This window comes from Mycobacterium sp. IS-3022, assembly GCF_001500065.1.
In the GTDB taxonomy this organism is placed as follows: Bacteria; Actinomycetota; Actinomycetes; order Mycobacteriales; family Mycobacteriaceae; genus Mycobacterium.
Window position 1 is genome coordinate 254,938 of the sequence record NZ_LQIN01000045.1, and the last position, 20,635, is coordinate 275,572.

Genomic DNA, 20,635 nt, shown 5'->3' on the forward strand with positions numbered 1-20,635 from the left:
GCCCTGATACGAAAGGTGGGCCGGTGGGAGATTCCCACCAGCCCACAATCGACTCGTGAAAGCTAAACGGCGGTTACGCCGATTGCCTGAGGTCCTTTGGCGCCCTGCTCGATGTCGAACTGAACGCGTTGGTTCTCCTCCAGCGACCGGAATCCATTTCCCTGGATTTCCGAGTAGTGGACGAACACGTCCTTTGCGCCGCCGTCGGGAGCGATGAAGCCGAAGCCCTTATCGCCGTCGAACCATTTCACAGTTCCCTGTGCCATACTTTTCAACTTCTCTCATTTTGAACGGATGTCGATGAACATCCGGGTCGAGGCTATCACTCTGGCGAAATGGCGCCGGTGTAGTGTCGACGGCGAACCGTTACCTCTGAAGACGCGATCCCGCCTTCGACGGCTCGAAGCGAGGAAAATGCCGATGCATCACGCCGTTTCGATTTCTCATCGTGTTGTGGCTCATACGGTTCGTGGTCCGGCGATCATGAATGCAAACCTGTGACCGCGGCGAGCCAACGGCGAAGCACCCGACCGGTCCGGCTCACATTGGCCGCTTCCCCTTGCGACGGCCTCGACGGAGCGTGGTGGCCGCGAACCTCGTCGATGGCTCTTGAGCTCCCCGAACTGATCGAGGCGCTGCGCGACTCGCTGGGGCCCGTCGTCGACATCCAGGTCAACTGGTCGTCGGCGAATGCCGTCCCGGACCTCGACATGCTGACCCGCCGCGGTGTGGCCGCCATTCCCGGTTGGAAGAACCGTCCGCAGCGGGTGATGAGCCTGACCGGCGAGCGCGGGCGGGCGAACTTGTTGGTGGTGCCGTCGGCCACCACGTCGGCTCTGGCGATGATGGTGCTGCGGCATGCGGCGGGGCTGCCAGTCGACAGCCGGCACTCCGACTCCGCCCAGAGTCTCGCCGCGTGTGACATCGTGCAGGCCGCGCGGGTCGTGTGCGCGCGGCAGGTCAGCGGCGCGGAAGCTACTCCGTCGAGTAGTCGAAGCTGAGCCAGCGCTGCGGGCGCATCCGGATGACGATCGACGTCGGCGTCAGGTTCTGGTCGGCGAACGCGTTGCCGTCCTGCTCGCCGAGATAGCGGATCGCGATGTCGCGCACCACGGCGTCCTCCGCGGTGTCGATCCCGGTGACGTCGCCTTCGGCCGTGACGTAGCGGTACGGCGGCTGCTCGTCCTGCGCGGTGATCGCGAAGCGGCCGGCGTCCTTGATCAGCCGGTGCTTGAGCGAGCCGGATTCCGTCCACAGCAGAACTTCGCCGCCGGGTTGATAGCCGTACCAGATCGGCACGCTCAGCGGGGCGCGGTCGGTGCGTTCGACCGCGATGACGCCCACGTGGACGTCGGACAGGAACTTCTCTCGTTCGTCGGTGGTCATCTTGGCCATATCGGTCGCAACTGCCGGATCGGCGATCACATTCCCGGAGCCCGGCGCGCGTCGTGCCAGCACTCGTGAGTCCGAGCCGATCACAACACTTTTGCCGAAGCAACGGTTTATTGACAGGGGCGGCAATACGGCGTTGGCTCTAACCGACCGAAGGGGCCGCTCATGGCAGACGTCGACTATTGCGTGGTGGGCGCCGGGTTCGCCGGCTTGACCGCGGCGTTGCGTTTGAAGCAGGCAGGTCATTCGGTGGCGCTGCTGGAGGCGCGCGACCGCGTCGGCGGTCGCACCTTCACCGCAGTCCGGGACGACGGGGTCTGGATCGACCGCGGCGGCGCGTGGATCGGGCCCGGGCAGGACGCCATCTACGGGCTGATGAACGAATTCAACGTGGCCAGCTACAAGCAGTACACCGACGGCGACGCGATGATGTTCGTCGACGGCAAGAAGTACCGATACACGGGAACGATCCCGCTGTCGATGAGCCCGTGGGCGGTCGCCAACATCGGCGCGGTCTTTCTCGAGCTGACGCAGATGTGCAAATCGATTCCGGTGCACGCACCGTGGACGGCTGACAAGGCGCAGAAGTGGGACAAGCTCAGCTGGGCGGCCTGGCTGGACAGGCACACGATGTCCAAACCCGCGCGCGAACTGCTCGAGAGCGCCGTCGCCGGGCTGTACACATCTGCGGCATCGGAAATCTCGCTGCTGTTCGTGCTGTACCAGATGGCGGCGGCGGGTGGGCCGAGCTTCGTACTGGGCGTCAAGGACGCGGCCGAGGACGCGCGGCCCGTCGGCGGCATGGGCGCCATCCATCGGGCTGTCGCGGCCGAGCTCGGCGACACCGTCCACCTCTCCCAACCTGTTCGCAGCATCACCCAGAGCATTGACGGGGTCGTGGTGCGTTCCGACGACATGGTGGTCAACGCCCGCCGAGTGATCGTCGCCGTGCCGATTTCGATCGCCGCCCAGATCTCTTATGAGCCAATGCTTCCCGTCGACCGCTCGTTCCTGCATCAGCGGATGCCGAGCGGAGCGGTCTACAAGATCGCGCTGGTGTACGACGAGCCGTTCTGGCGCGCCGACGGCTTGTCCGGCCAGTCGTTCGCACCGGGTTCGCCGGCGAACCTCACGATCGACTCGTGCACGGACTCCGGGACTCCCGGAGTCCTGACCGTCATCACCGAAGGGCCAGAGGCGCGCCGAATCGGCGAGCTCGGCGACGACGAACGCAAGACCGCGGTGCTCAGCGCGGTTACGGAAAGGTTTGGCGCCAAGGCGCTTTCACCGCTGGACTACATCGAGCAGAACTGGACCGTCGAACGTTACTCCGGTGGCGGGATGATCGCCCACACACCGCCGGGCGTGCTCACCGAGTTCGGTCCCGCGCTGCGTGCGCCGTGCGGCCGCATCCACTGGGCCGGCACCGAAACCGCGTCGGTGATGTACGGGTTCATCGACGGCGCCGTGCGCTCCGGCGAGCGCGCCGCGACGGAGGTCATGGAGCGCGAAGCGATGGCGGTGGTCTGAGAACAGCTACACCCACAAGACTGCGATGGCGGCCGCGGCGAAGGACAGCACGCCGACCGACCAGAACAGTGGGCGTGGTACGGGATTGCCGGTGCGCCGCTGTCTCGCGCTGCCCATTCCGAGCACACCGCCGAGGACCACGAGGATGACGAGCTTCACGCCGATCTTCGGGTAGTTGTGCTCGATCCCCTCGGGCCACGGCGCGGCGAGCGCCAAACCCGTCAGCAGCGAAACCAAGATGCCGTAATCCATCGCGCGGGTGGTGCGGAATCGTCGGGCCGCGGCTTCGGCGACCCAGGCGCCGAACGTCACCGCGAAGCCGACGATGTGCAGAAGCACCACTACATTACGTAGTAGTTCCATGGGCAGAGCTTATGCAGCGGGGCTACGGCTGCACAAGGTTTGGCGCCGAGCGCGCCCCGCGGCGGCGGGTACTGTGCAGCCGTGAGCGGGGACCTCATCGTCACCGACGAGTTTCGCGAGGCGCTGGCGCTGCTTGCCGGCGGCAGGCATTTGTTCCTCACGGGCAAGGCCGGCACCGGCAAGTCCACGCTGATCCGGCACTTCATGGCGGGCACCGACCGCAGTGTGGTGGTGACCGCGCCCACCGGGATCGCCGCGCTCAACGTCGACGGGTACACCATCCACCGGCTGTTCGGATTCCGCACCACGACGACGCTGGCCGACGTCACCGGTGGCGAGTACCGGCCGGGCCGATTCGCCAAGACACTGGCGTCGCTGCAGACGTTGATCATCGACGAGGCGTCGATGGTTCGCGCCGACGTCTTCGACATGGTCGCGACCGCGCTGGAGCGGTTCGGTCCCGAGCCGGGCACACCGTTCGGCGGAGTGCAGATCGTGTTGGTGGGCGACCTGTACCAGTTGCCGCCGGTGGTCGGTGACGGTGAGGAGGGTTACTTCTCGACGGTCTACGAGACGCCCTACTTCTTCTCCGCCCGAACGTTCGCGCGCGAGGACTTCCCCACCGTCTCGTTGACCACGGTGTTCCGCCAGCTCGGCGACGACCGAATGACCGCCATCCTCAACGAGATCCGCGAGGGCATACTGCTCGGCCACGCGCAGGAGCAGCTCAACGCCCGCGCAGACAAGGATTTCGTGCCGCCCGACGACGAGTTCTGGCTGACGCTTGCACCGACCAATCGGCTGGTGACCGCTCGCAACCGTCAACAGCTCGAGCGGCTGGACGGCGACGAAATGCTGCACCGCGCCAGGGAGTCCGGCGATCTGACGCTGTTCGACAAGCCGATCGAGGACGAGCTGCGGTTCAAGGTCGGCGCTCAGGTGATGATGCTCAACAACGACCAGGGCGACCGGTGGGTCAACGGCTCGATCGGCCGCGTGGTCGGCGTCGGTTACGACCGTTACGGCGTCGTCGTCGAGGTCGAGTTCGCCGACGGATCGTGCGCGGACGTCACGCCGTTCACGTGGGAGGCCACCCGCCCGGTGGTCGACGGCGGGTCACTGCGTCGCGAAGTGATCGGGACATTCACGCAGCTGCCGTTCAAACTCGCGTGGGCGATCACCATCCACAAGAGCCAGGGGCAGACGCTCGAGAAGGTGGTCGTCGACCTCACGGGCGGGATGTTCTCGACGGGCCAGCTGTATGTCGCGTTGAGTCGCTGCACGTCGCTCGCCGGGCTGGTGCTCAAACGTCCAGTGCTGCCGAAGGATCTGAAGACCGACCGGCGGATCGCCCGCTTCCTGCGCACCTCGGCCGGTGGCTCGGCGGCGCGCAAATACTGCGCGATCGGCATGCTCACCGTCGGTGAGGAAGGGCGGATGTCGCGTCCGCGACCGGTGGAGCTGGCTGTGGCGTTCGACGACGGCACCGCCGTCTCCACGCTGATCAACCCGCAGCGTGATCTCGCTGATGCGCGAAATGCGTACGGCATCACCGTCTCCGATGTGCTGCTGGCACCGACCCTTCGCGAGGCGTGGGCGGTGATCGCACCGATGCTGGCGGGCTGCACGCCGGTCGGGGTGTCGGTGGACGAGACGCTGGGCCTGATCGACTTCGAGCTCAAGCGGCTCGGTCATGTCGTGGTGATGCCGCTGGGCGTCGAACTGCGCCGCGCGCGGATGACCGGGCGCACGGCGGTGGAGCGGGCGCAGTCGGCGCTGGCGGCTTTGGCGTCGGCGGAAACCGAGCCCGGTTCGTCGGCCTTCGAGGAACCCGAACCGGCGGAATCGGTTTCGGGGTTGCTTCTCAGCCGCGACCACGCCGTTCCGACTCCGGCGGCCGATCACCTGCCGGCGTTGTCGGCGGTGCTGCGGGTCAGCCGCGGAGTCGGCGCGGTGGTGCTGGGCGGAGCGTCGGCCGACGAGGTAGCCGGAGACGAGTCGTCGTGGGACGCGGCCGCCCGGCAGTCGGTGGCCGACCAACTGCGCGCGGCGGCGTCACGAGCGCTGTTGCCCGACGACGTCGTGACGCGTCTGCACGAGGCATCGGCCCTGCTCGGCGTCAACGTGGTGAGCGACGCGGTGAAGGTCGAGCGTCACGACATCGGCACTGCGTTGGTGCCGGGCGCCCGAATCTGTTTCACCGGAACGGCTTTGGATCAGGCGGGCCGCGTGGTGGAGCGCGAGGAGATGGAGCGGCTGGCCGCGTCGGCGGGTTTGGCGCCGGTGCGCTCGGTGACCAAGACGCGATGTGAGGTGCTGGTCACCGCCGAGGCCGGCACACAGTCGGGGAAGGCGCGTAAAGCGCAGGAGTACGGAAAGCCGGTGTTCACCGCCGAGGAGTTCTTCGCCTGGCTGGAGGATCAGCGACGTCGGTAGTGTTCAGCCGCACCAGGTTCGCAACTGTGCGGCGATTTCGTCGACGTCGTCGATCACCCCGGACGCCACGGCGATCATCAAGTTGAAGCGGTCGTCCTCGCTCGCCGTCACCCATTCGCCGGTGAGGCCGAGGAACACTTGACAGGCCGTCCATGCCAACCGTTTGTTGCCGTCGAGGAGGGCGTGGTTGCGGCAGAGCGAATGCAGCAGGGCGCCTGCTTTGGTGTGGATATCGGAGTAGACCTCAGTTCCGGCCACCGTTGTCCTGGGACGCGCCACCGCCGATTCCAAGAGTCCGTAGTCTCTGACCACGACGTTGTCGGCGACGGCGCGTGCTGCGACAAGCAGCAAGTCGTCAAGGTCCAGGCAGACGGTCACGTGTCGGCTAGTCGGCGCAGTACACCCTGCTCACGCTCAATAACCTTGTCCAACACTGCTTTCACTTCGTTCTGATGAGCACGACGCTCGATGTACTCGTCGATGGCCGACAATGCCACAGCCTGCATGGAACGTCCCTCGGCGGCAGCCTGCCGGCGCAGCGCTTCGGCCTGGGCTTCGCTGGTCCGCAGTGTCATACCCACGCCGGGCATGATACCACTTTGATACCAGCATCGGGGGAATGTCGCAGCGCCGACATAACGTCGACGCATGGCTGGTGTGGCTTCACGAGTACGACGAGTCCTTGAGGCGCCCGATGCGCAGGCGTGCGCATTGTGTGGCCGGTCCGGCGACGTTTTCCTCGAGCACAAGGCCGGCGCGCGGTGCCTCGACTGCGCTGGGCTCGGTCAGCTCGAGTTCCTGCCGGCCGGCTGCGCCGCGCTGACCCGCCGCGTCGTGAAGTCCAGCCGAGAGCCCGTCATCGTGATGCGGTTCAACGTCAAGATGTGGCGGAACTTTCGCGGTGCTCGCTATGAGCGTCAGGGCATTCTGGCCGAGCCGGCGGCGATCGAACAGGCGGCGCGCGAATGCCTTGCCGACGCCGATCCGCCGGGCCGCGACGAGATCGCCGTCGCGATTCGCGCGCAGTTTCCGGGTTGTCCAGCCGTCCGCGCCGAGGCGATTGCCCTGCACACCGCTGTTCGGTTTCGCGGCCGGGTCAAGCGATGCATCGGTGCGGGTGAGGTTGACGCCGACGCGGTGGGCCGTGCCGTTGAAGCTTCGGGTTCTCCATGTCGACACCGATTACGACAATCTGATCGAGTCGGGTGTCGACCGGGAATCCGCCCGCGCGCAAATGGATGACCACGTCGAAGCGATTCTGAACGCGTGGCGCGACGGAGTCGCGCTGCTCGACGAATCGTTAGGCGGTGCCTAAGCCTTTGACCTCCGCGACGCACAGATCGGCGACGATGGCCGCGAGGTCGGCCGGCGACTCCTTCGGGTCTTTGAGCCAGGTTTCGATGAGATAGTTGGCGCCGCCGACCATGAACAGCGCGCTGCGGCGCAGCACGTCGGGATCCGGCGTCTCAGCGCCGAGGACTTCTGGGGCGAGTTCGACGATCAGCGCGGCGATGTGGTCGAGAATGCCGGCACGGTGTTCGGCCAGGCCGGCGACGGTGCTGACGTCGCCGGTGGCGATGCGGTGGATGTGCGGATCGGCGGCGATGATCTCGAGGAACGCCGTCAGCGCCGAGGTCAGTTTGTCGGTGAGTGTGCCCGGGTCGCCGACACCCGCGTTGACCAGCGCCGTGAGCAACTCGTCGCGGACCTCGTCGGCGACGGCGAACACGATCGCCTCGCGATTCGGGAACTGCTCGTAGAAGTAGCGGGTGGTCAGTCCCGCGGTGCTGCAAACCCCGCGCACGGTCACTTCGGTGACGCCGGAGGTCCCCCAGATCCGGCGCGCGGCGGTGAGCAGCCTCTGGCGGCGTTCGGTGCGACGGTCGTCCGCGCTCACGCCGCCGTAGTCACGCACCACCTCTACGCGCTTCATTGACAAGGACTCTACCTGCGCGTTAGCTTTGGACAACGGTCGTTATCAGAAGTGCTCGAGGGAGAGACGCGATGAATAAGCCCGTTCCGGCCCGTCATCCGTCGAAGCCGGGCCCCGTCCCGGCGGCCGTCCGGTTGTTCGCGACGCTGCTGGGCATCGAAGCGCCGTCGGGCGAGCGGTGGGCCAAGCTCGGCGCGAACCTCAACATCGGCGACGAGCCGATGGACCGCCTGGTCGAGTGGATGTCGTCGACGGGCATGGAGCAGACGCGGCCGCTGTTCGATCGCGCGCTCACGTCGGGCATCGCCAGCGTGCCCGAGGCACCAGAACCGTTGCGCGCATTCTTCACTGAGGTCGAGACGGTGCCGGAGTGGGTCGACTGGGAGCTCGTGCGGCGAGGACAACGCGCGCTGCGCGCAGGCGGCGCCGACGGTATGTACGTCGCACGTGACGTGTCGCTGCTCGGTGGCTACCAGTTCTCCGGGTTCAACAAGACGTTGATCCGGACGGGCGCGCTGGAGAAGGGCTCGAACAAGCGGTTCGCCGAGACGATGCAGTGGGCGCTGGACATCATCTCCGAAAACGGCATGGCGCCGTTGGGTATCGGCTACCGGTCGACGATCCGGGTGCGGCTGATCCACGCGTTCGTGCGCCGACATGTGGCCGCGATGCCGGACTGGCAGGGCGACGCCTGGGGGGTTCCGGTCAACCAGACCGACATGGCGGCGACGTTGGTCGGCGCGCTGATCGCTCCGCCGGTGGGCGCGTTGGGGATGGGATTGGTGTTGGCGCCCAAGGAGTATGAGGCGATCGCGCATCTGACCCGTTATGTCGGATGGCTGATCGGGGTGGACGACGAGTGGCTGCCGCGCGACTTCCGCGACAGTGTCCGGGTGCTCTATCACACGGTGTCGGCGCTGTCGGAGCCCGACGAGTCGACAAAGCAGTTGGCGATGCCGATGGCCGACGACCCGATGGTGTGGCACTACCGCAGCATGTCCGGGCTGCGCCGGCGCATCGCGCGGTCTCAGCACCTGTCGGTGACAAGCGGATTCCTCGGGCCACGCGCGATGCGGGCGCTGGGGCTGTCGCCGTATGTCGTGCCGTGGTACCCGGTGGTGCGGCTGCCGGTGAATCTGGTGCGCAGCGTTGCGGCGCTGGTGCGTCCCGATGGCATGGAGCGGGCAGCGGTGCGCGGCGACCGGGAGCAGAAAGCCTGGCTGCGCACGATAATCGGCGAGGACGAGGCGACGATCGGCGAGTCCGCGGCGCACGTGAGCCGGGTCGCGTAAACGGCCCAGTAGCGCGAGTATCGTGAGTCGTTCGTTTGGGAGCAGTATCTGGGGTGCCTGTAGGCACGCACGTGGCCGGGGGTGCTGGTATGCGAAATGGTCCTAGCACCGAGATTGCATCCAGGGTTGTGCTGATCTGAGAAGACGACCACAGCCGTGTGTGCAATCTCGAGCATAGGAAGCCGAAACCGGACCACACCGAACGCGCGAACCTCGAACTCTCACTGTCGACGAGATAACGACTCAGGGCATTAGGGTCGCGTGGTGCCCTCGGGCGGGCCGGGTATCCACGCGAGAAGGTCGCCACAAGCTTTTGATCATCACCCCTCTTGTGGCGACGCCGAAAGCGACGGTGACGGACCCGCGACTCTTCGCTCGCAAACGCAATGCGACACGTTGTGGTCCGGCAGTGCACACGCCGGAGAGCGAATCGCCGTACTGTTCCACCGTGCACATCGACGTGATGACGACTCCGCAGCCACTGCGGGAGATCGGTGAGCTGGCCCGACGGACGCAGGCGGCCGGGTTCTCTGGCTTGCTGTTCACCGAGACCGGTCGCACGCCGTACCTGAACGCGGCGGTCGCGGCGGAGGCGGCGCCGGGGTTGGAATTGTCGACGGGGGTCGCGGTGGCGTTTCCGCGCAGCCCGTTCGTGACGGCGGCGACGGCGTGGGAGTTGCAGGAGGCGACGGGCGGTCACTTTCGGCTGGGCTTGGGTACGCAGGTACGCACGCATGTGGTGCGGCGATACGGGATGGAGTTCGAGCGCCCGGGCCCGCGGCTGCGGGATTACGTGCGTGCGGTGAAGGCGTGCTTTCACGCGTTTCGGACAGGCAAGCTGGAACATCACGGCGACTTCTACAGCCTGGACTTCATCACACCGCAGTGGAGCGCAGGGCCGATCGACGCGCCGGACCCGAAAGTCGATGTGGCGGCGGTGAACCCGTGGATGTTGCGGATGGCGGGCGAGGTGGCCGACGGAATCCATGTGCATCCGCTCGGCGAGCCGGGGTACATCGGAAGGCATGTGATGCCGAATGTGGCTGAGGGCGCGGAGAAGTCGGGGCGGTCGGCGGATGACATCGCGGTGATCGTGCCGGTGATGACGATCGTGGGAGACACCGACGAGGAGCGGCATCGGGAACGGGAGTTGGTGCGGGCGAGCATGAGCTTCTACGGCAGCACGCCGAACTATGCGTTCATCTGGGACGAGGCGGGCTTCGAGGGCACGACGGCGCGGATCCGGGAGAAGCAGAAGGCCGGCGACTACCAGGGCATGGCGGCGCAGATCAGCGACGAGCACATCGCGACGTTCGCGACGGAGTCGACGTGGGACGGGTTGGCGGACGCGTTGGTCGAGAAGTATGGCGGGGTGGCGTCGCGCATCGTGCTGTACAACGCGCTGGCCGATCCCGAGCGGTTCGACCGCTACGGCGAGGTAGCGCAGCGCATCACCCAGCGCGGCTGACTCAGGTCGCGGCATACCTGTCGGCCGCCATCAGTCGAGCGCGAACCGCCCTTCTCGAAACCGTTCGGTCGCACGGGTATCCACCAACTCCATCCGATCGTCGGGATGTTTCCAGTAGTGCCGCACTAACCAATACAACGCAACGCCGCGCGGCACGTAGATGTCAGCGACACTGATGATCTCTTCACGACCATCCCGCATTCGAAGCACGACCGCCCGACGGGCCTTCCGGGACTCCGCACGGTCGGCGACGTCCACCACGTCATCCCACTCGAACACCCGTGTTGTCAGAATGTCCGCGTTCTCGATCATGGCAGGCGTCAACTTGACGTGCCCCACCCCGCCTCGGCGCCAAGCGGCGATCAAACCAGTGATACCCATACACACGGCGAATCCTGCCGCAACAGGCAAGATGGCCTGCAATATGCGCGTATTCGCGATCTCGATAGCGCCGAATGGCGCGAACACGGTGAATATCAGGCCACTCGGTATGAACACTACAACGCCCGCGAGCATGAGGATGCTGAACCTTCTGTCTGGCCACACAGTGAAACCTGTTGCATCACTTGTGGTCTGCAATGTCGTCCGGCCAAGCCCGACTAGCGATATCGCCGCCAGAAAGATCAGCAGAAAGATCGCCCACCCGAATGTCACCGCTGTCGTCAGATAGTTCCCACGGGTCGCTGCTGCGACTCCCAGGTAGGCGAACGCCACCGCGACAGCGAACGAGAGCACCACCGCCACGACAAGAAAAGTACGCCCGCCACGCCAACCCGAAGGCTCCGGTAGTTCTAATACGGACACACCACATCCCCTACAAACTTGCCCAACTCCGCGCCGCCGTACGAGCCTCCAAATGCGAACAAGACGGCCAGGGTCGGTACGAAGACCGGTGCAGCCGGACCGGTGGCAAGTCCTGCCGCCGCACCAAACTCCGCTCCGGCCCACCCACCACCGCCGCCCGCGATGCCAGCCACCAGCGCGATGCACCGGTCCTTGCCTGAGTCGGCCATAACCATGTCGAATACCGTCGTCGCCGCGCCCAGTGCTGGGCCACCGAACTTCATTGTCTTCCCGATGTTCTCGACCGAATCCGCGGTGAGCATCGGCAAGGACCCGCCACGAGCGACGTGCTTCTCCAGCCCCGACATGGCGGCCCCGGTATTCATCGAGATGTTGTCGATCAATTCGACCGGAACAGTACTGTGCCGACCGCCTGCCGTGGTGAAGCCCGCGGTCCGGTGGCCAGTCGGGTCCATCGACATCGTCAAGTTCGAGCCGTCGGCGTAGGTGATCGACGTGTAATCGCAGTCGGTCCCCATGTCATGCCACGAACTCGTCCGCGCCACGAAATTGCCATCCTTGTCGAACTCCTCCATTTGGTAGAAGTTCTGCTTGCTCGGCCAATCGAAAGGATCCATGCGGGTGGTGACGGCCTTGCTGCCGTCCTGTTTGATCACTGTCGTCACCTCCTCGCCGTGCTTGTTCGTGGATTCGATGACTTCCCGGACGTTCTGCTGCTGATCGGCGGCGCGGATCGAGTCCTGCGCCATCATGCCGACGACTGTCCGCGGGTCCGGCACCTGATCCTGGGGCCGCTGCGCCGTGGGCAACATCATGTCGCCCAGATCAGTCGGCGGGCCCGCCTCGACGAACCCGAATTCTTTGCCTGCGGCCACGACGGCGTCTGCGGTCGCGTTGTCGGCATCGCCGACCGCCTTCAGCATCGTGTTGATGGTGGCCTGCTCCTGCTGGGCCAACGCCTGCAGCTTGGCCATCTCCTCCTCGGACATGTAGACCGGATCGACGAGCACCACCCATTGATCACTGACGGTCAACGGGCCGGCGTCGAGTTCGTCGGCCTTGGCCAGCAGCGTCTTGCGGGCAGTACCGATCGACTCGGAGCCACTCCTCAGCGCCGCCGCAACCTTGCTGGCGAATTTCCGAGAACTTCGACGCTTCGCGCTCCGCCCGCCCGAACATCGCACTCGCGGCGTCATGGGATGCTCCCGACCATGCCCGGGTTTCCGGCATCTGCGCGCACGCCGTGTCGATACCCGACACGGCATCGGCCACTGTCTGTGCTCGCGTTTTGATCGCCGCGGCGGAGGTCTCCAACGACTCTGGATTCCAACCGCGCAGAGTCGGCCGGGAAGGCAGCATCGGTCAGAACAATCCATCGAAGTTGGTCGCCAGTGTCGCGTCGGCCACCTCAAAGGTGTCCCCCGCCCCGCGCACGGCCTCACCCATCTTCGCCACGTTCGCTGCCAGCTTGTCGGCCATCTGAGTGAAATGCTCCCCCACCGATCTCGCAGCCCACTGTGTTGTCGACCCGGGCAACCCGTCTGCCCCCGACGTGACGGCGGGTCCCACGGCGGCATCAGTGATACGTCCGCTGACGGTGTCTACGTGCCCGGCGAACGCGCGGAGGATCTCCGGATCGACAAGCACAGAATCCCCTGTCTCGTATTGATGGCCCGTCCATTCTCCAGCACGTCGCAGGGGCCGGGACGCACCAGTTAATGCCCCGGGGGCCTCATTCACTCCAGGGGGCGAGATCTTCGCGAATTGGTGCGGTTTCTTGGCTGCACGCCGATCAACGCGACGATCTCACCGACGGCCGAGCCCTCAAGCGTCTTACCGACGGCCGGTTCGCGGCCGGTTCGTAGCATCGGGATCAAACGGCTCGCGTGATCGCCGTCTTGGGCGGGACGTTGCTCAGGGGCCGCGCTGAGCTGCGTCGATTCCGTGGAACCAACGCATAAAGGTGATGCGCGCCCGATGCGGGTGGCGGGACAAACTTCCGCTCTGAGCTGCACTGCAGGTGCGATAGTCTCGCTTGCGGCGTGTGAGGCCGATGAGGGGATTGGCGTGGCAAACGAACTGGAAGTGGACTCGGGCGACCTTCGGGTGGCAGCCGCCGACAGTGATGCTGTGGCGAGCACGTTGGGAGGCGCGGCCGCGGGAGGCTCGACCAGCGCACAGCCCAGCGCTGCGGGCGTTTTGGCTCTGGACGCCGCAATCAACGCTGTGCGTGCTCGCCAGTCGGCACGAGTGTCGGGCCAAGCCGGTGATCTGTCGGTGGCTAGCGCTCGCTACGACGACACCGACGGCGGAAGCGCTGAAACTATTTCGGTAACGGTGTGAGTCCTGCGGGCGCGTCACCCGGGCTGCCTTCACGTTCAGAGATCGAGGAATGGTCGACCAGCGTTCTCGATGGCGCGGCGGCACGGTGGCGTGCGTCAGCGACGGACTCCGATCAAGCCTTTGCCCAGCATCGCGCCAACGTCTTCAACACCAACTGGGCCGGTGACGCCAAAGACGCCGCTGTGAATCGGGTGACCACCGATGCCGTCGTGGTCAGCAACCAGAGTTCGGTGCAACGGGCGGGCGCTCAGATCGCCGAGGACGGTAGCCGCGATATCCAGGCGGCGAAGCAGGAAGCGTTGGACGCCATCGCCGAGGCCGAGGCGAACGGGTTCGAGATTGGCGAAGATCTGTCGGTTACCGACACCCGCGATGTAGATGTGTCCGCGGTGGCGGCGCGGACGATGGCTGCGCGCGAGCACGCCGAGGACATCCGCTGGTTCGCAGAGCGACTGGCGCAGACCGATGAGTTAGTCGGTAAGCGGCTCCAGGCGAAAGCCGTTGAACTGGAGGGCATCCGGTTCGACGGCGAGCGTGATGACCGGCGTGACAGCTCGGTCCAGTTGGTGGACAACGAGATCCAACCCGATAGCGAGCGCAACCCAGACGGCAAGGAGGGACATCCCGCAGCGGACGGGGAACGAACCTGGCAGGACATGCTGCTGCCGCCAAACGAATCAGAAACTGCGGGCGCTGAAGAGACACCGGGTCCGCTGGAGGTGCCGGCGGGTGAGGACGCCGAACGCGCCGACGGCGCGCCGCCAAACCCGCTGGACGCGTTGGCAGGGAAGGAATCCGACGCCAACCCCGACGACACACCCGCCAACCTGAACGAGGCGCTGTTCGGGCCCGGCGCGGCCACGCCGCCGAGCGTGCTAGACCGTCTGGCCGCCCAAGCCCGAGGAGAGAAAGGCCCCACCGACACCCCGTACACCCGGTCCCCGTTGGAGGGCCCGATCGTCTCAGCCGACCCGTCTGTCATAGATCAGCAGGCGGCGCGCGTGGATGCTGCCCAGCAAGCCGTGGCCGCCGCCCAGGCCGATTTGGATGCCGCGGCCGCGCAGACAGTCATGCAGGGTGCCGGCGCCGGCCCAGGCCGCGATGTCACCGACTCGTTGAGCCAGAAGCTGTTCGACGCCCGCGCTGACCTGACCGCGCAGACCGACATCCTCGAGAACCTCAATCAGGCCGCAGCCGAAACAGGAGGTAGGCAGGTCGATGTTCCTGCGCTTCCGCCTAACGCCGACGTGCAAGCGTTCCCGGCGCCGCCCAGCTTCGCCGAGCAGGCCGCTGAGGGGCTTTCGGAGTCCAGTCGCGACATCCACGAGGCCACTTTCGGAATAGTGCCTGATTACGCCCACACCGCCGAAGTGTTCGCCAATTGGGGTGAGCACTCCGGCGCCGAGCAGCTCGGAGCCGTACTCGACACGGCCGGCTCACTGCCGCTGCCCGGCGCCAAACCCCTCGGCGAAGCGCTGGAACACGGGCTCGACGCCTTCAATGCGGGCCGCCACGCGGATGACTTACCCAACACCGGACACCACGACGTGGACACACCGAGCGTGGGCCACAGCGATGCCGATGTCGGGCCTGTCGCGCAGTTCGGAATCGAAGACACTGCCGCCCTGCTTGCCCACAGCGAATCCAGCGGTGGACACCTCATCGAACGCCACGTCGCCCAAACTCCCGCCGATCTCGCCGCACGCCTAGAGACAACCAAACTTCAAACGGTCTCGACATTCGTAACAGCTGAGGAAGCAGCCTCAGCGGTCAGTACTGCTCTTCAACATAATCAGCAAATGCTCAACGACTGGGTCGCGAACGGAGCACTACGCAAACTCGAACTCGATGCGCCTTTCAACGGCGGGACAGTACTGGAGCGTGGCGCCGCTGACGCGACGACGGGCACCAGCGTTAAAGTGGTGCTCAAAGGCGACGGAAACGGCGGATGGTACGTGTTAACAGGGTTCCCCAGGCCATGAACGACGGCTCAATATCTACGGACTTGTACCAATTCCTGGCCACCAACTTCCATCAGGACTGGGATTTGGAAGCTGATGACTGGGAAGGGATTGTCGACAACTATGTCAACGAAGACCCCACGGCCGGGCCCCTACGGACATTGGCACAAGAGATCGACGAGCTGCGCGAGGCCCGTGCGGAACCGGAACTGAAGCAGTTCTTGGTGTACAGCGTTGGCGTTGACTACGGCCCCCAGCCGCTGACTTACAAAGAGTGGCTAGGCCGGATCGCGGACCGGTTGCGCACCCAGGCCGCCGCGATCGACATTGGCAGCGCTCAGTAGCCGTTTGACCACGCGAGTTCTTTGGCTGCCACGAGATCCGTAAAACGCTTCCTCGGAAAGACCAGCCGATGATGTCCAGTCGGGCGCCGTCCAGTCCATGCGAGGGTGGCCCAGTGCCCACCACTTTTGCGTAGCCGTGCGACCAATTAATGAATTTGTGAGGCCCGGCTGCGTTTCCGAAAAGAAGTTCTGCGGTACAAGCGAAATCGGCGGACGCTGACGCTGATGTCCGCATATGTTGCACTAGCGAACGTTGGACCGAGGTGACCAAGCTGGTCGCTGCGGGTTCTTGGAAAGGCATCCGTGGCCCTCAGAATGGCGACGCCGATGTTCTGATCGAGAAGCGTCCATGGGTAGCTGCGGACAACATCGCCGACAGAAGGCACGAGTACAGGACCCATTGCCCAGAATGCGGTGCGGAGATTCCTCCATAGCAGGGACGAGTACAGACCCGGCTAAGCGAGGGCAGCGTCCCGGCCACATGACGTAGTAGGCGACCAGAGCCACCGACAACAGACCTAAAGGAGGATCCGTGGGCTTGTTCAAAAAGAAGAAGCAGTCCGAATCAACTGATTCCACCGATGGGAAGGTCTACTACTCCACCCCTTTCGGCGATACGAGAGACGGCCAACAGAAGCTGTTTCTGCTTGAACGCGAGGGCGTTCGGTACTTGCCCGTTTTTCGCAGCGTGGAGTCCATGAAGGAGTTCTACGAGCGCATGAATCGCGCCGCGTACATGATTCTTGAGGGAGACGTAAAGAGTGTGATGGAGACAAACCGCTCAATTGAGATGATGACGCGGGTCGGGATCGTAATTGAACCTCTGAGCGAACATCCGGTGGAGATCATGCCTGACGCTTGACGGACGCCGAGTCAGGCTGCGAGCGGTGATCGTCGAGTCCGGCGTGGGTTGACGCCACTGCTGATGCGTCACTGGGGCCATCCGCCGAAGGCGATTAACTGGTTTGCGGCCCGGGCCAATACCATCGCTGACGCTATGACCGACATTGCCCTGACGGCTGCGCCGAGCGCCGACGCTTCGCCACCTAGCCGTATCTCCGCCGAGGCGGGCCGCCGCCGAACCTTCGCCGTCATCAGCCACCCCGACGCCGGCAAGTCCACGTTGACCGAGGCACTGGCGCTGCACGCCCGGGTCATCACCGAGGCCGGCGCGGTGCACGGCAAAGCGGGCCGTCGCTCGACGGTGTCCGACTGGATGGAGATGGAGAAGGCTAGAGGCATCTCGATCACGTCGACGGTGCTGCAGTTCCCATACCGCACATGCGTCATCAACCTCCTCGACACCCCCGGCCACGCCGACTTCTCCGAGGACACCTACCGGGTGCTGACTGCCGTCGACTCCGCGGTGATGCTCATCGATGCCGCCAAAGGCCTTGAGCCGCAGACGTTGAAACTGTTTCAGGTATGCAAGCACCGTCGGATCCCGATCATCACGGTGATCAACAAGTGGGACCGTCCCGGCCGCCACGCGCTGGAACTGATGGACGAGATTCAGGCCCGAATCGGGCTGCGCCCCACTCCATTGACGTGGCCGGTCGGCATCGCCGGAGACTTCAAAGGCGTGCTCGACCGGCGGACGGGAAACTTCATCCGGTTCACCCGCACCGCGGGCGGGGCCACCGCGGCTCCCGAAGAACACATCGCGGCCGACGACGCGCACAACGCTGCCGGTCACGACTGGGAGCACGCCGTCGAAGAGAGTGAACTGCTCTCGGCCGATGGTTCCGACTACAACGGTGAGCAGTTCCTCAGCGGCGCAACCACACCGGTGCTGTTCACCTCGGCGGCGTTGAACTTCGGTGTGAATCAGCTCCTCGATGTGCTCGTCGAGCTGGCGCCGCCACCGAGCGGAGCACTCGACGTCGGCGGAGCCAGACGCGATGCCGAATCACCGTTCAGCGCGTTCGTTTTCAAGGTCCAGGCGGGCATGGACTCCGCGCACCGCGATCGCATCGCCTACGCGCGGGTGGTCTCGGGCTCCTTCGAGCGCGGGGAAGTTCTCACCCACGCTGCCACCGGCAAGCCGTTCGTCACCAAGTACGCGCAATCGGTGTTCGGCCAACAACGCGCCACCCTGGACACCGCGTGGCCCGGCGATGTCATCGGCCTGGCCAACGCCGCCGCACTGCGTCCGGGCGACACGCTGTATCGCGATGTCCCCGTTCAGTATCCGCCGATACCGAGCTTCTCCCCCGAGCATTTCGCGGTGGCGCGCGGCACCGACCCCAGTAAGCACAAGCAGTTCCGCCGCGGCATCGAGCAGCTCGAACAGGAAGGCGTCGTTCAGGTGCTGCGCTCGGACCGTCGCGGCGACCAGGCACCCGTGCTCGCCGCGGTCGGCCCGATGCAGTTCGAGGTAGCCGTCCACCGCATGGCCACCGAGTTCAGCACCCCGATCGCGCTGGAGTCGTTGCCGTATCAGGTCGCACGGATCGTCGATCCTGCCGACGCCGAGTTCATGGACAAGCAGGTGTCGGCGGAAGTGCTGACCCGCAGCGACGGTGTCATGCTCGTGCTGTTCTCCACCCCGTGGCGGCTGGAGGGCTTCCAACGCGACAACCCTGAAGTCAAGCTCGGGTCGTTGGTCGCGGCGTAGGGGTTGGCCGTCACCGCTCAGGAGAGCGCCGCGCCGAGCTCCGCGTACACCATGGCTTCGAAGCCGAGGATCGTCTCGACCATCTTGCCGTCGAAGAACGGCAGCAGCTGCGTCGCGATCACGGCACCGATCCCCGCCGTGCGGTCGATCCAGTAGTAGCTGTTGAACAGCCCCGACCAGTCGGCCGACCCGGCACTGCGCATGCCGGGCAGGTCGACGAGGTACACGTGGAACCCGAGGCCCCAGCCCTGTGGCACGTCGAGCAGCTCGACCGGGTTAGCCAACTCGGGGACGGTCGGCTCCAGCTTCTTCGGCAGTGGCACCCCGTTGAGGTGGTCGCGCAACGCGAGCTCCACCGTCTCCGCTTTGAGGATGCGCACGCCGTCGAGCTCGCCGCCGTTGAGCCAGGCGCGCACGAAGCGCCCGTAGTCGGCGATCGTCCCGTAGGACCCGTGGCCGCCTGCATCCCACTCCTGCTCGACGTCAAGGTCGATCGTGGTCGGCGCCAGGCTGCCGTCCGGTGCTCGGGAGAGGGTCGGCAGCAACCGCTCGCGTTGCTCGTCGCTCGGGGCGAAAGTCGAGTCGGTCATGCCGAGCGGGCCGTACACGTGCTGGGCGAGGTAGTCGCCCAGCGTCTGGCCGCTCACGGCCTCGACGACCATGCCGACCCAGTCGGTGCTGACGCCGTACTCCCAGACCGTGCCGGGATCGTGCACAAGCGGCGCGCTGATGCTCTGCTTGATCCCGGTGAGCACGTGCGGGAAGCCGTAATCGGTGCAGTACTTGAAGAGCTTCTCGTTGAGGAAGTGGTAGCCGCAACCGGCCGTGTGGGTCATCAGCTGGCGGACAGTCGCCTGCGACTTGGGCGGGCGCAGCACGGGCTCGTTACCTTCGAAGCCATCAAGCACCTGGAGCTCGCCGAACTCGGGCACGATCGACGCGACGGTCGCGTCGAGCTGGACGCGGCCCTGCTCGACGAGCTGCAGCGCGGCGGTGGTCGCGACGGCCTTCGTCATGGATGCGTTGCGAAACATCGTGTCGGACTTCGCATCTCCGGCTGCACCCCGGTAGAGGACGCCGTCGCGTCCAACCACCGTCGCGGCGATGCCATGTAGCGACCCATCGGCGGTCACGCCGTTCAGCAGGTCGTCGATTCGCTCGAAGCCCATCTGGCGCTCCTTCGCTCACGAAAATCATTGCACGCATAATCGCTGCACCGACCCGATTCGGTGCAACTTCATCGCGCGGAATCGTGCCCCGAGATCGCCTCGATTTCGCATCTGATTCCGGGGGCGCGCGCCAGGCGTGCGTCGGCCGTCACCAAAACAACATCGAGAGCTTCGGCAAGCGCGACGTACGCCGCGTCGAACGTAGTCACACCGTTACGCAACTCCCAGATTCGTTCGAGCAGCGGCCGATGCGGTGATCGCTGTAGCGGCAGATTCTCGAGGTCTGAAACGGCGAGGGTGGCGCGCCGTGCTGTCATCAACTTCGCCGCGACGTGCCGGCGCCACACCGACACCGTTTCGAGGTCGACGATTTCCGGCGCGGCCAACACCTCGTCCGTCAGGCGGACCCGGGCGCGGTCTCCGTCGGACCCGTCGTCGCCGAGCGCGACGGCCAGAACGCTGGCGTCAACGACGATCACGTTCTGCCCGGAGGTGATCCACAGCGTCTGCGAACGGCACCTTGCCTCCCCGCCGCGTCTCTACACGGTTGAACACCTCGTCCAATGTCGGCTGATTCGCATCGGCGATCAGCCGGCTGCGAAGGTATTCCTGTAGGGATTGATGTGCGCGCGCAGCGCGCTCCCGCAACACGCGATGGGTGTCGTCCGGAACGTCTTTGATTTGCACACTCGGCATGGCGCCATTATGGCGCCACTTTGCCAGTGCGGAGGCGGGTTCATCAAGGAACTAGACCGCATCATCCAGGCCCCAGTAACCAGCTTCCTTCAGGCACCCTGTCACGAGAGTGCATTCAGGCAGCGAGCGTTCGCGCAGTACACGCCGGGCAGCCGGCTTTTGTGAATGCGGTATGCAGTTGTCTTTGACCGGAGCATGTGCGAGCTGCGACTAGTTGTACTCGGCAGTCAGGTTGGTGACAGTCGGCTGATCGGGGGTTGGCCTCCGATGGCTGAGTGGCGTCGTTG

The 20,635-nt window shown here is 65.4% G+C and carries 23 protein-coding genes and 1 pseudogene; 10 read left to right on the forward strand and 14 right to left on the reverse strand.

Features of this window, described 5'->3' with window-relative positions; all coding sequences use genetic code 11:
• Positions 1–62: 62 nt before the first annotated feature.
• On the reverse strand, positions 63–266 hold the full coding sequence (locus tag AU188_RS20175; RefSeq protein WP_059165242.1) for a cold-shock protein: 204 nt from the start codon (positions 264–266) through the stop codon (positions 63–65).
• Between the two features lie 231 nt (positions 267–497).
• Between AU188_RS20175 and AU188_RS20180 the strand changes: the two genes are divergently transcribed.
• Complete coding sequence (locus tag AU188_RS20180) at positions 498–1,001, forward strand: DUF5994 family protein (protein WP_286137577.1); 504 nt, start codon at positions 498–500, stop codon at positions 999–1,001.
• Here the strand turns inward: AU188_RS20180 and AU188_RS20185 are convergent.
• Positions 976–1,395: a pyridoxamine 5'-phosphate oxidase family protein gene (locus AU188_RS20185; RefSeq protein ID WP_172799554.1), complete on the reverse strand. Its 420-nt coding sequence runs from the start codon at positions 1,393–1,395 to the stop codon at positions 976–978. The genes AU188_RS20180 and AU188_RS20185 overlap by 26 nt on opposite strands.
• Positions 1,396–1,557: 162 nt before the next feature.
• On the opposite strand from AU188_RS20185, the gene AU188_RS20190 reads away from it, so the two are divergent.
• Positions 1,558–2,922 (forward strand): flavin monoamine oxidase family protein, encoded by a 1,365-nt coding sequence (locus AU188_RS20190; protein ID WP_059165244.1) that lies wholly within the window; start codon positions 1,558–1,560, stop codon positions 2,920–2,922.
• 6 nt (positions 2,923–2,928) lie between these two features.
• On the opposite strand, the gene AU188_RS20195 is transcribed toward AU188_RS20190, so the two are convergent.
• Positions 2,929–3,285: a hypothetical protein gene (locus AU188_RS20195; RefSeq protein ID WP_059165245.1), complete on the reverse strand. Its 357-nt coding sequence runs from the start codon at positions 3,283–3,285 to the stop codon at positions 2,929–2,931.
• An 81-nt stretch (positions 3,286–3,366) separates the two neighbouring features.
• Here AU188_RS20195 and AU188_RS20200 point away from each other — a divergent pair, with 81 nt between their 5' ends.
• Positions 3,367–5,721, forward strand: coding sequence for an AAA family ATPase (locus AU188_RS20200; protein WP_059165246.1), 2,355 nt, complete (start codon positions 3,367–3,369; stop codon positions 5,719–5,721).
• A gap of 3 nt (positions 5,722–5,724) precedes the next feature.
• Here the strand turns inward: AU188_RS20200 and AU188_RS20205 are convergent, their stop codons facing one another.
• The 3 genes from AU188_RS20205 to AU188_RS25850 form a co-directional block, all read right to left on the reverse strand.
• Positions 5,725–6,099, reverse strand: a complete 375-nt coding sequence (locus AU188_RS20205; protein WP_059165247.1) for a type II toxin-antitoxin system death-on-curing family toxin — start codon at positions 6,097–6,099, stop codon at positions 5,725–5,727.
• A complete protein-coding gene (locus AU188_RS20210) occupies positions 6,096–6,302 on the reverse strand; it encodes a hypothetical protein (RefSeq protein ID WP_059165291.1) in 207 nt (68 codons plus the stop codon). The genes AU188_RS20205 and AU188_RS20210 overlap by 4 nt, the downstream gene beginning before the upstream one ends.
• A gap of 82 nt (positions 6,303–6,384) precedes the next feature.
• Complete coding sequence (locus tag AU188_RS25850; protein ID WP_286137587.1) at positions 6,385–6,900, reverse strand: hypothetical protein; 516 nt, start codon at positions 6,898–6,900, stop codon at positions 6,385–6,387.
• Between AU188_RS25850 and AU188_RS25855 the strand changes: the two genes are divergently transcribed.
• The gene (locus AU188_RS25855) at positions 6,866–7,036 is read left to right on the forward strand and encodes a DUF2293 domain-containing protein (protein WP_286137586.1); all 171 of its coding nucleotides are present in this window, start codon (positions 6,866–6,868) and stop codon (positions 7,034–7,036) included. The genes AU188_RS25850 and AU188_RS25855 overlap by 35 nt on opposite strands.
• On the opposite strand, the gene AU188_RS20220 is transcribed toward AU188_RS25855, so the two are convergent.
• Positions 7,022–7,654 carry a TetR/AcrR family transcriptional regulator gene (locus AU188_RS20220; RefSeq protein WP_059165248.1) on the reverse strand — a complete coding sequence of 211 codons (633 nt, stop codon included), beginning with the start codon at positions 7,652–7,654 and terminating at the stop codon, positions 7,022–7,024. The two genes, AU188_RS25855 and AU188_RS20220, sit on opposite strands and share 15 nt — an antisense overlap.
• A 71-nt stretch (positions 7,655–7,725) precedes the next feature.
• Between AU188_RS20220 and AU188_RS20225 the strand changes: the two genes are divergently transcribed.
• Positions 7,726–8,946, forward strand: a complete 1,221-nt coding sequence (locus AU188_RS20225) for an oxygenase MpaB family protein (RefSeq protein WP_059165249.1) — start codon at positions 7,726–7,728, stop codon at positions 8,944–8,946.
• 448 nt (positions 8,947–9,394) lie between these two features.
• Positions 9,395–10,414, forward strand: a complete 1,020-nt coding sequence (locus tag AU188_RS20230; protein WP_059165292.1) for a TIGR03617 family F420-dependent LLM class oxidoreductase — start codon at positions 9,395–9,397, stop codon at positions 10,412–10,414.
• A 30-nt stretch (positions 10,415–10,444) separates the two neighbouring features.
• Here AU188_RS20230 and AU188_RS20235 read toward each other — a convergent pair whose 3' ends face one another.
• The 4 genes and pseudogenes from AU188_RS20235 to AU188_RS20245 all read right to left on the reverse strand — a co-directional run bounded on the left by AU188_RS20235 (position 10,445) and on the right by AU188_RS20245 (position 12,865).
• The gene (locus tag AU188_RS20235) at positions 10,445–11,158 is read right to left on the reverse strand and encodes a hypothetical protein (RefSeq protein WP_286137579.1); all 714 of its coding nucleotides are present in this window, start codon (positions 11,156–11,158) and stop codon (positions 10,445–10,447) included.
• Between the two features lie 47 nt (positions 11,159–11,205).
• Complete coding sequence (locus AU188_RS20240) at positions 11,206–12,414, reverse strand: hypothetical protein (protein WP_286137580.1); 1,209 nt, start codon at positions 12,412–12,414, stop codon at positions 11,206–11,208.
• A gap of 4 nt (positions 12,415–12,418) precedes the next feature.
• A pseudogene (locus AU188_RS26075) lies at positions 12,419–12,577 on the reverse strand (hypothetical protein); the annotation flags it as partial.
• A 3-nt stretch (positions 12,578–12,580) separates the two neighbouring features.
• Entirely contained in the window at positions 12,581–12,865 is a 285-nt protein-coding gene (locus AU188_RS20245) for a WXG100 family type VII secretion target (protein ID WP_059165251.1), read from the reverse strand.
• A 692-nt stretch (positions 12,866–13,557) separates the two neighbouring features.
• Here AU188_RS20245 and AU188_RS20250 point away from each other — a divergent pair.
• The 4 genes from AU188_RS20250 (at position 13,558) to AU188_RS20265 (ending at position 18,483) form a co-directional block, all read left to right on the forward strand.
• Positions 13,558–15,543, forward strand: a complete 1,986-nt coding sequence (locus AU188_RS20250) for an RNase A-like domain-containing protein (protein ID WP_082686713.1) — start codon at positions 13,558–13,560, stop codon at positions 15,541–15,543.
• Between the two features lie 23 nt (positions 15,544–15,566).
• Positions 15,567–15,866 (forward strand): contact-dependent growth inhibition system immunity protein, encoded by a 300-nt coding sequence (locus AU188_RS20255; protein ID WP_286137581.1) that lies wholly within the window; start codon positions 15,567–15,569, stop codon positions 15,864–15,866.
• Positions 15,867–16,398: 532 nt separating this feature from the next.
• Positions 16,399–16,728: a hypothetical protein gene (locus AU188_RS20260; RefSeq protein WP_059165253.1), complete on the forward strand. Its 330-nt coding sequence runs from the start codon at positions 16,399–16,401 to the stop codon at positions 16,726–16,728.
• Between the two features lie 135 nt (positions 16,729–16,863).
• The gene (locus tag AU188_RS20265) at positions 16,864–18,483 is read left to right on the forward strand and encodes a peptide chain release factor 3 (RefSeq protein ID WP_059165254.1); all 1,620 of its coding nucleotides are present in this window, start codon (positions 16,864–16,866) and stop codon (positions 18,481–18,483) included.
• A gap of 17 nt (positions 18,484–18,500) precedes the next feature.
• Here the strand turns inward: AU188_RS20265 and AU188_RS20270 are convergent, their stop codons facing one another.
• The 3 genes from AU188_RS20270 to AU188_RS26080 form a co-directional block, all read right to left on the reverse strand.
• On the reverse strand, positions 18,501–19,652 hold the full coding sequence (locus tag AU188_RS20270; protein ID WP_059165255.1) for a serine hydrolase domain-containing protein: 1,152 nt from the start codon (positions 19,650–19,652) through the stop codon (positions 18,501–18,503).
• 68 nt (positions 19,653–19,720) lie between these two features.
• Positions 19,721–20,131, reverse strand: a complete 411-nt coding sequence (locus AU188_RS20275; protein ID WP_059165256.1) for a type II toxin-antitoxin system VapC family toxin — start codon at positions 20,129–20,131, stop codon at positions 19,721–19,723.
• A complete protein-coding gene (locus AU188_RS26080) occupies positions 20,118–20,348 on the reverse strand; it encodes a FitA-like ribbon-helix-helix domain-containing protein (RefSeq protein WP_082686714.1) in 231 nt (76 codons plus the stop codon). The genes AU188_RS20275 and AU188_RS26080 overlap by 14 nt, the downstream gene beginning before the upstream one ends.
• Positions 20,349–20,635 lie beyond the last annotated feature (287 nt).

Excerpts from the sequence above, each read along its gene's own strand:
- AU188_RS20175 (WP_059165242.1), bottom strand. The coding sequence starts at position 266 with ATGGCACAGGGAACTGTGAAATGGTTCGACGGCGATAAGGGCTTCGGC.
- AU188_RS20185 (WP_172799554.1), bottom strand. The coding sequence starts at position 1,395 with ATGGCCAAGATGACCACCGACGAACGAGAGAAGTTCCTGTCCGACGTC.
- AU188_RS20190 (WP_059165244.1), top strand. The coding sequence starts at position 1,558 with ATGGCAGACGTCGACTATTGCGTGGTGGGCGCCGGGTTCGCCGGCTTG.
- AU188_RS20195 (WP_059165245.1), bottom strand. The coding sequence starts at position 3,285 with ATGGAACTACTACGTAATGTAGTGGTGCTTCTGCACATCGTCGGCTTC.
- AU188_RS20220 (WP_059165248.1), bottom strand. The coding sequence starts at position 7,654 with ATGAAGCGCGTAGAGGTGGTGCGTGACTACGGCGGCGTGAGCGCGGAC.
- AU188_RS20225 (WP_059165249.1), top strand. The coding sequence starts at position 7,726 with ATGAATAAGCCCGTTCCGGCCCGTCATCCGTCGAAGCCGGGCCCCGTC.
- AU188_RS20240 (WP_286137580.1), bottom strand. The coding sequence starts at position 12,414 with ATGACGCCGCGAGTGCGATGTTCGGGCGGGCGGAGCGCGAAGCGTCGA.
- AU188_RS20265 (WP_059165254.1), top strand. The coding sequence starts at position 16,864 with ATGACCGACATTGCCCTGACGGCTGCGCCGAGCGCCGACGCTTCGCCA.
- AU188_RS20270 (WP_059165255.1), bottom strand. The coding sequence starts at position 19,652 with ATGGGCTTCGAGCGAATCGACGACCTGCTGAACGGCGTGACCGCCGAT.
- AU188_RS26080 (WP_082686714.1), bottom strand. The coding sequence starts at position 20,348 with ATGCCGAGTGTGCAAATCAAAGACGTTCCGGACGACACCCATCGCGTG.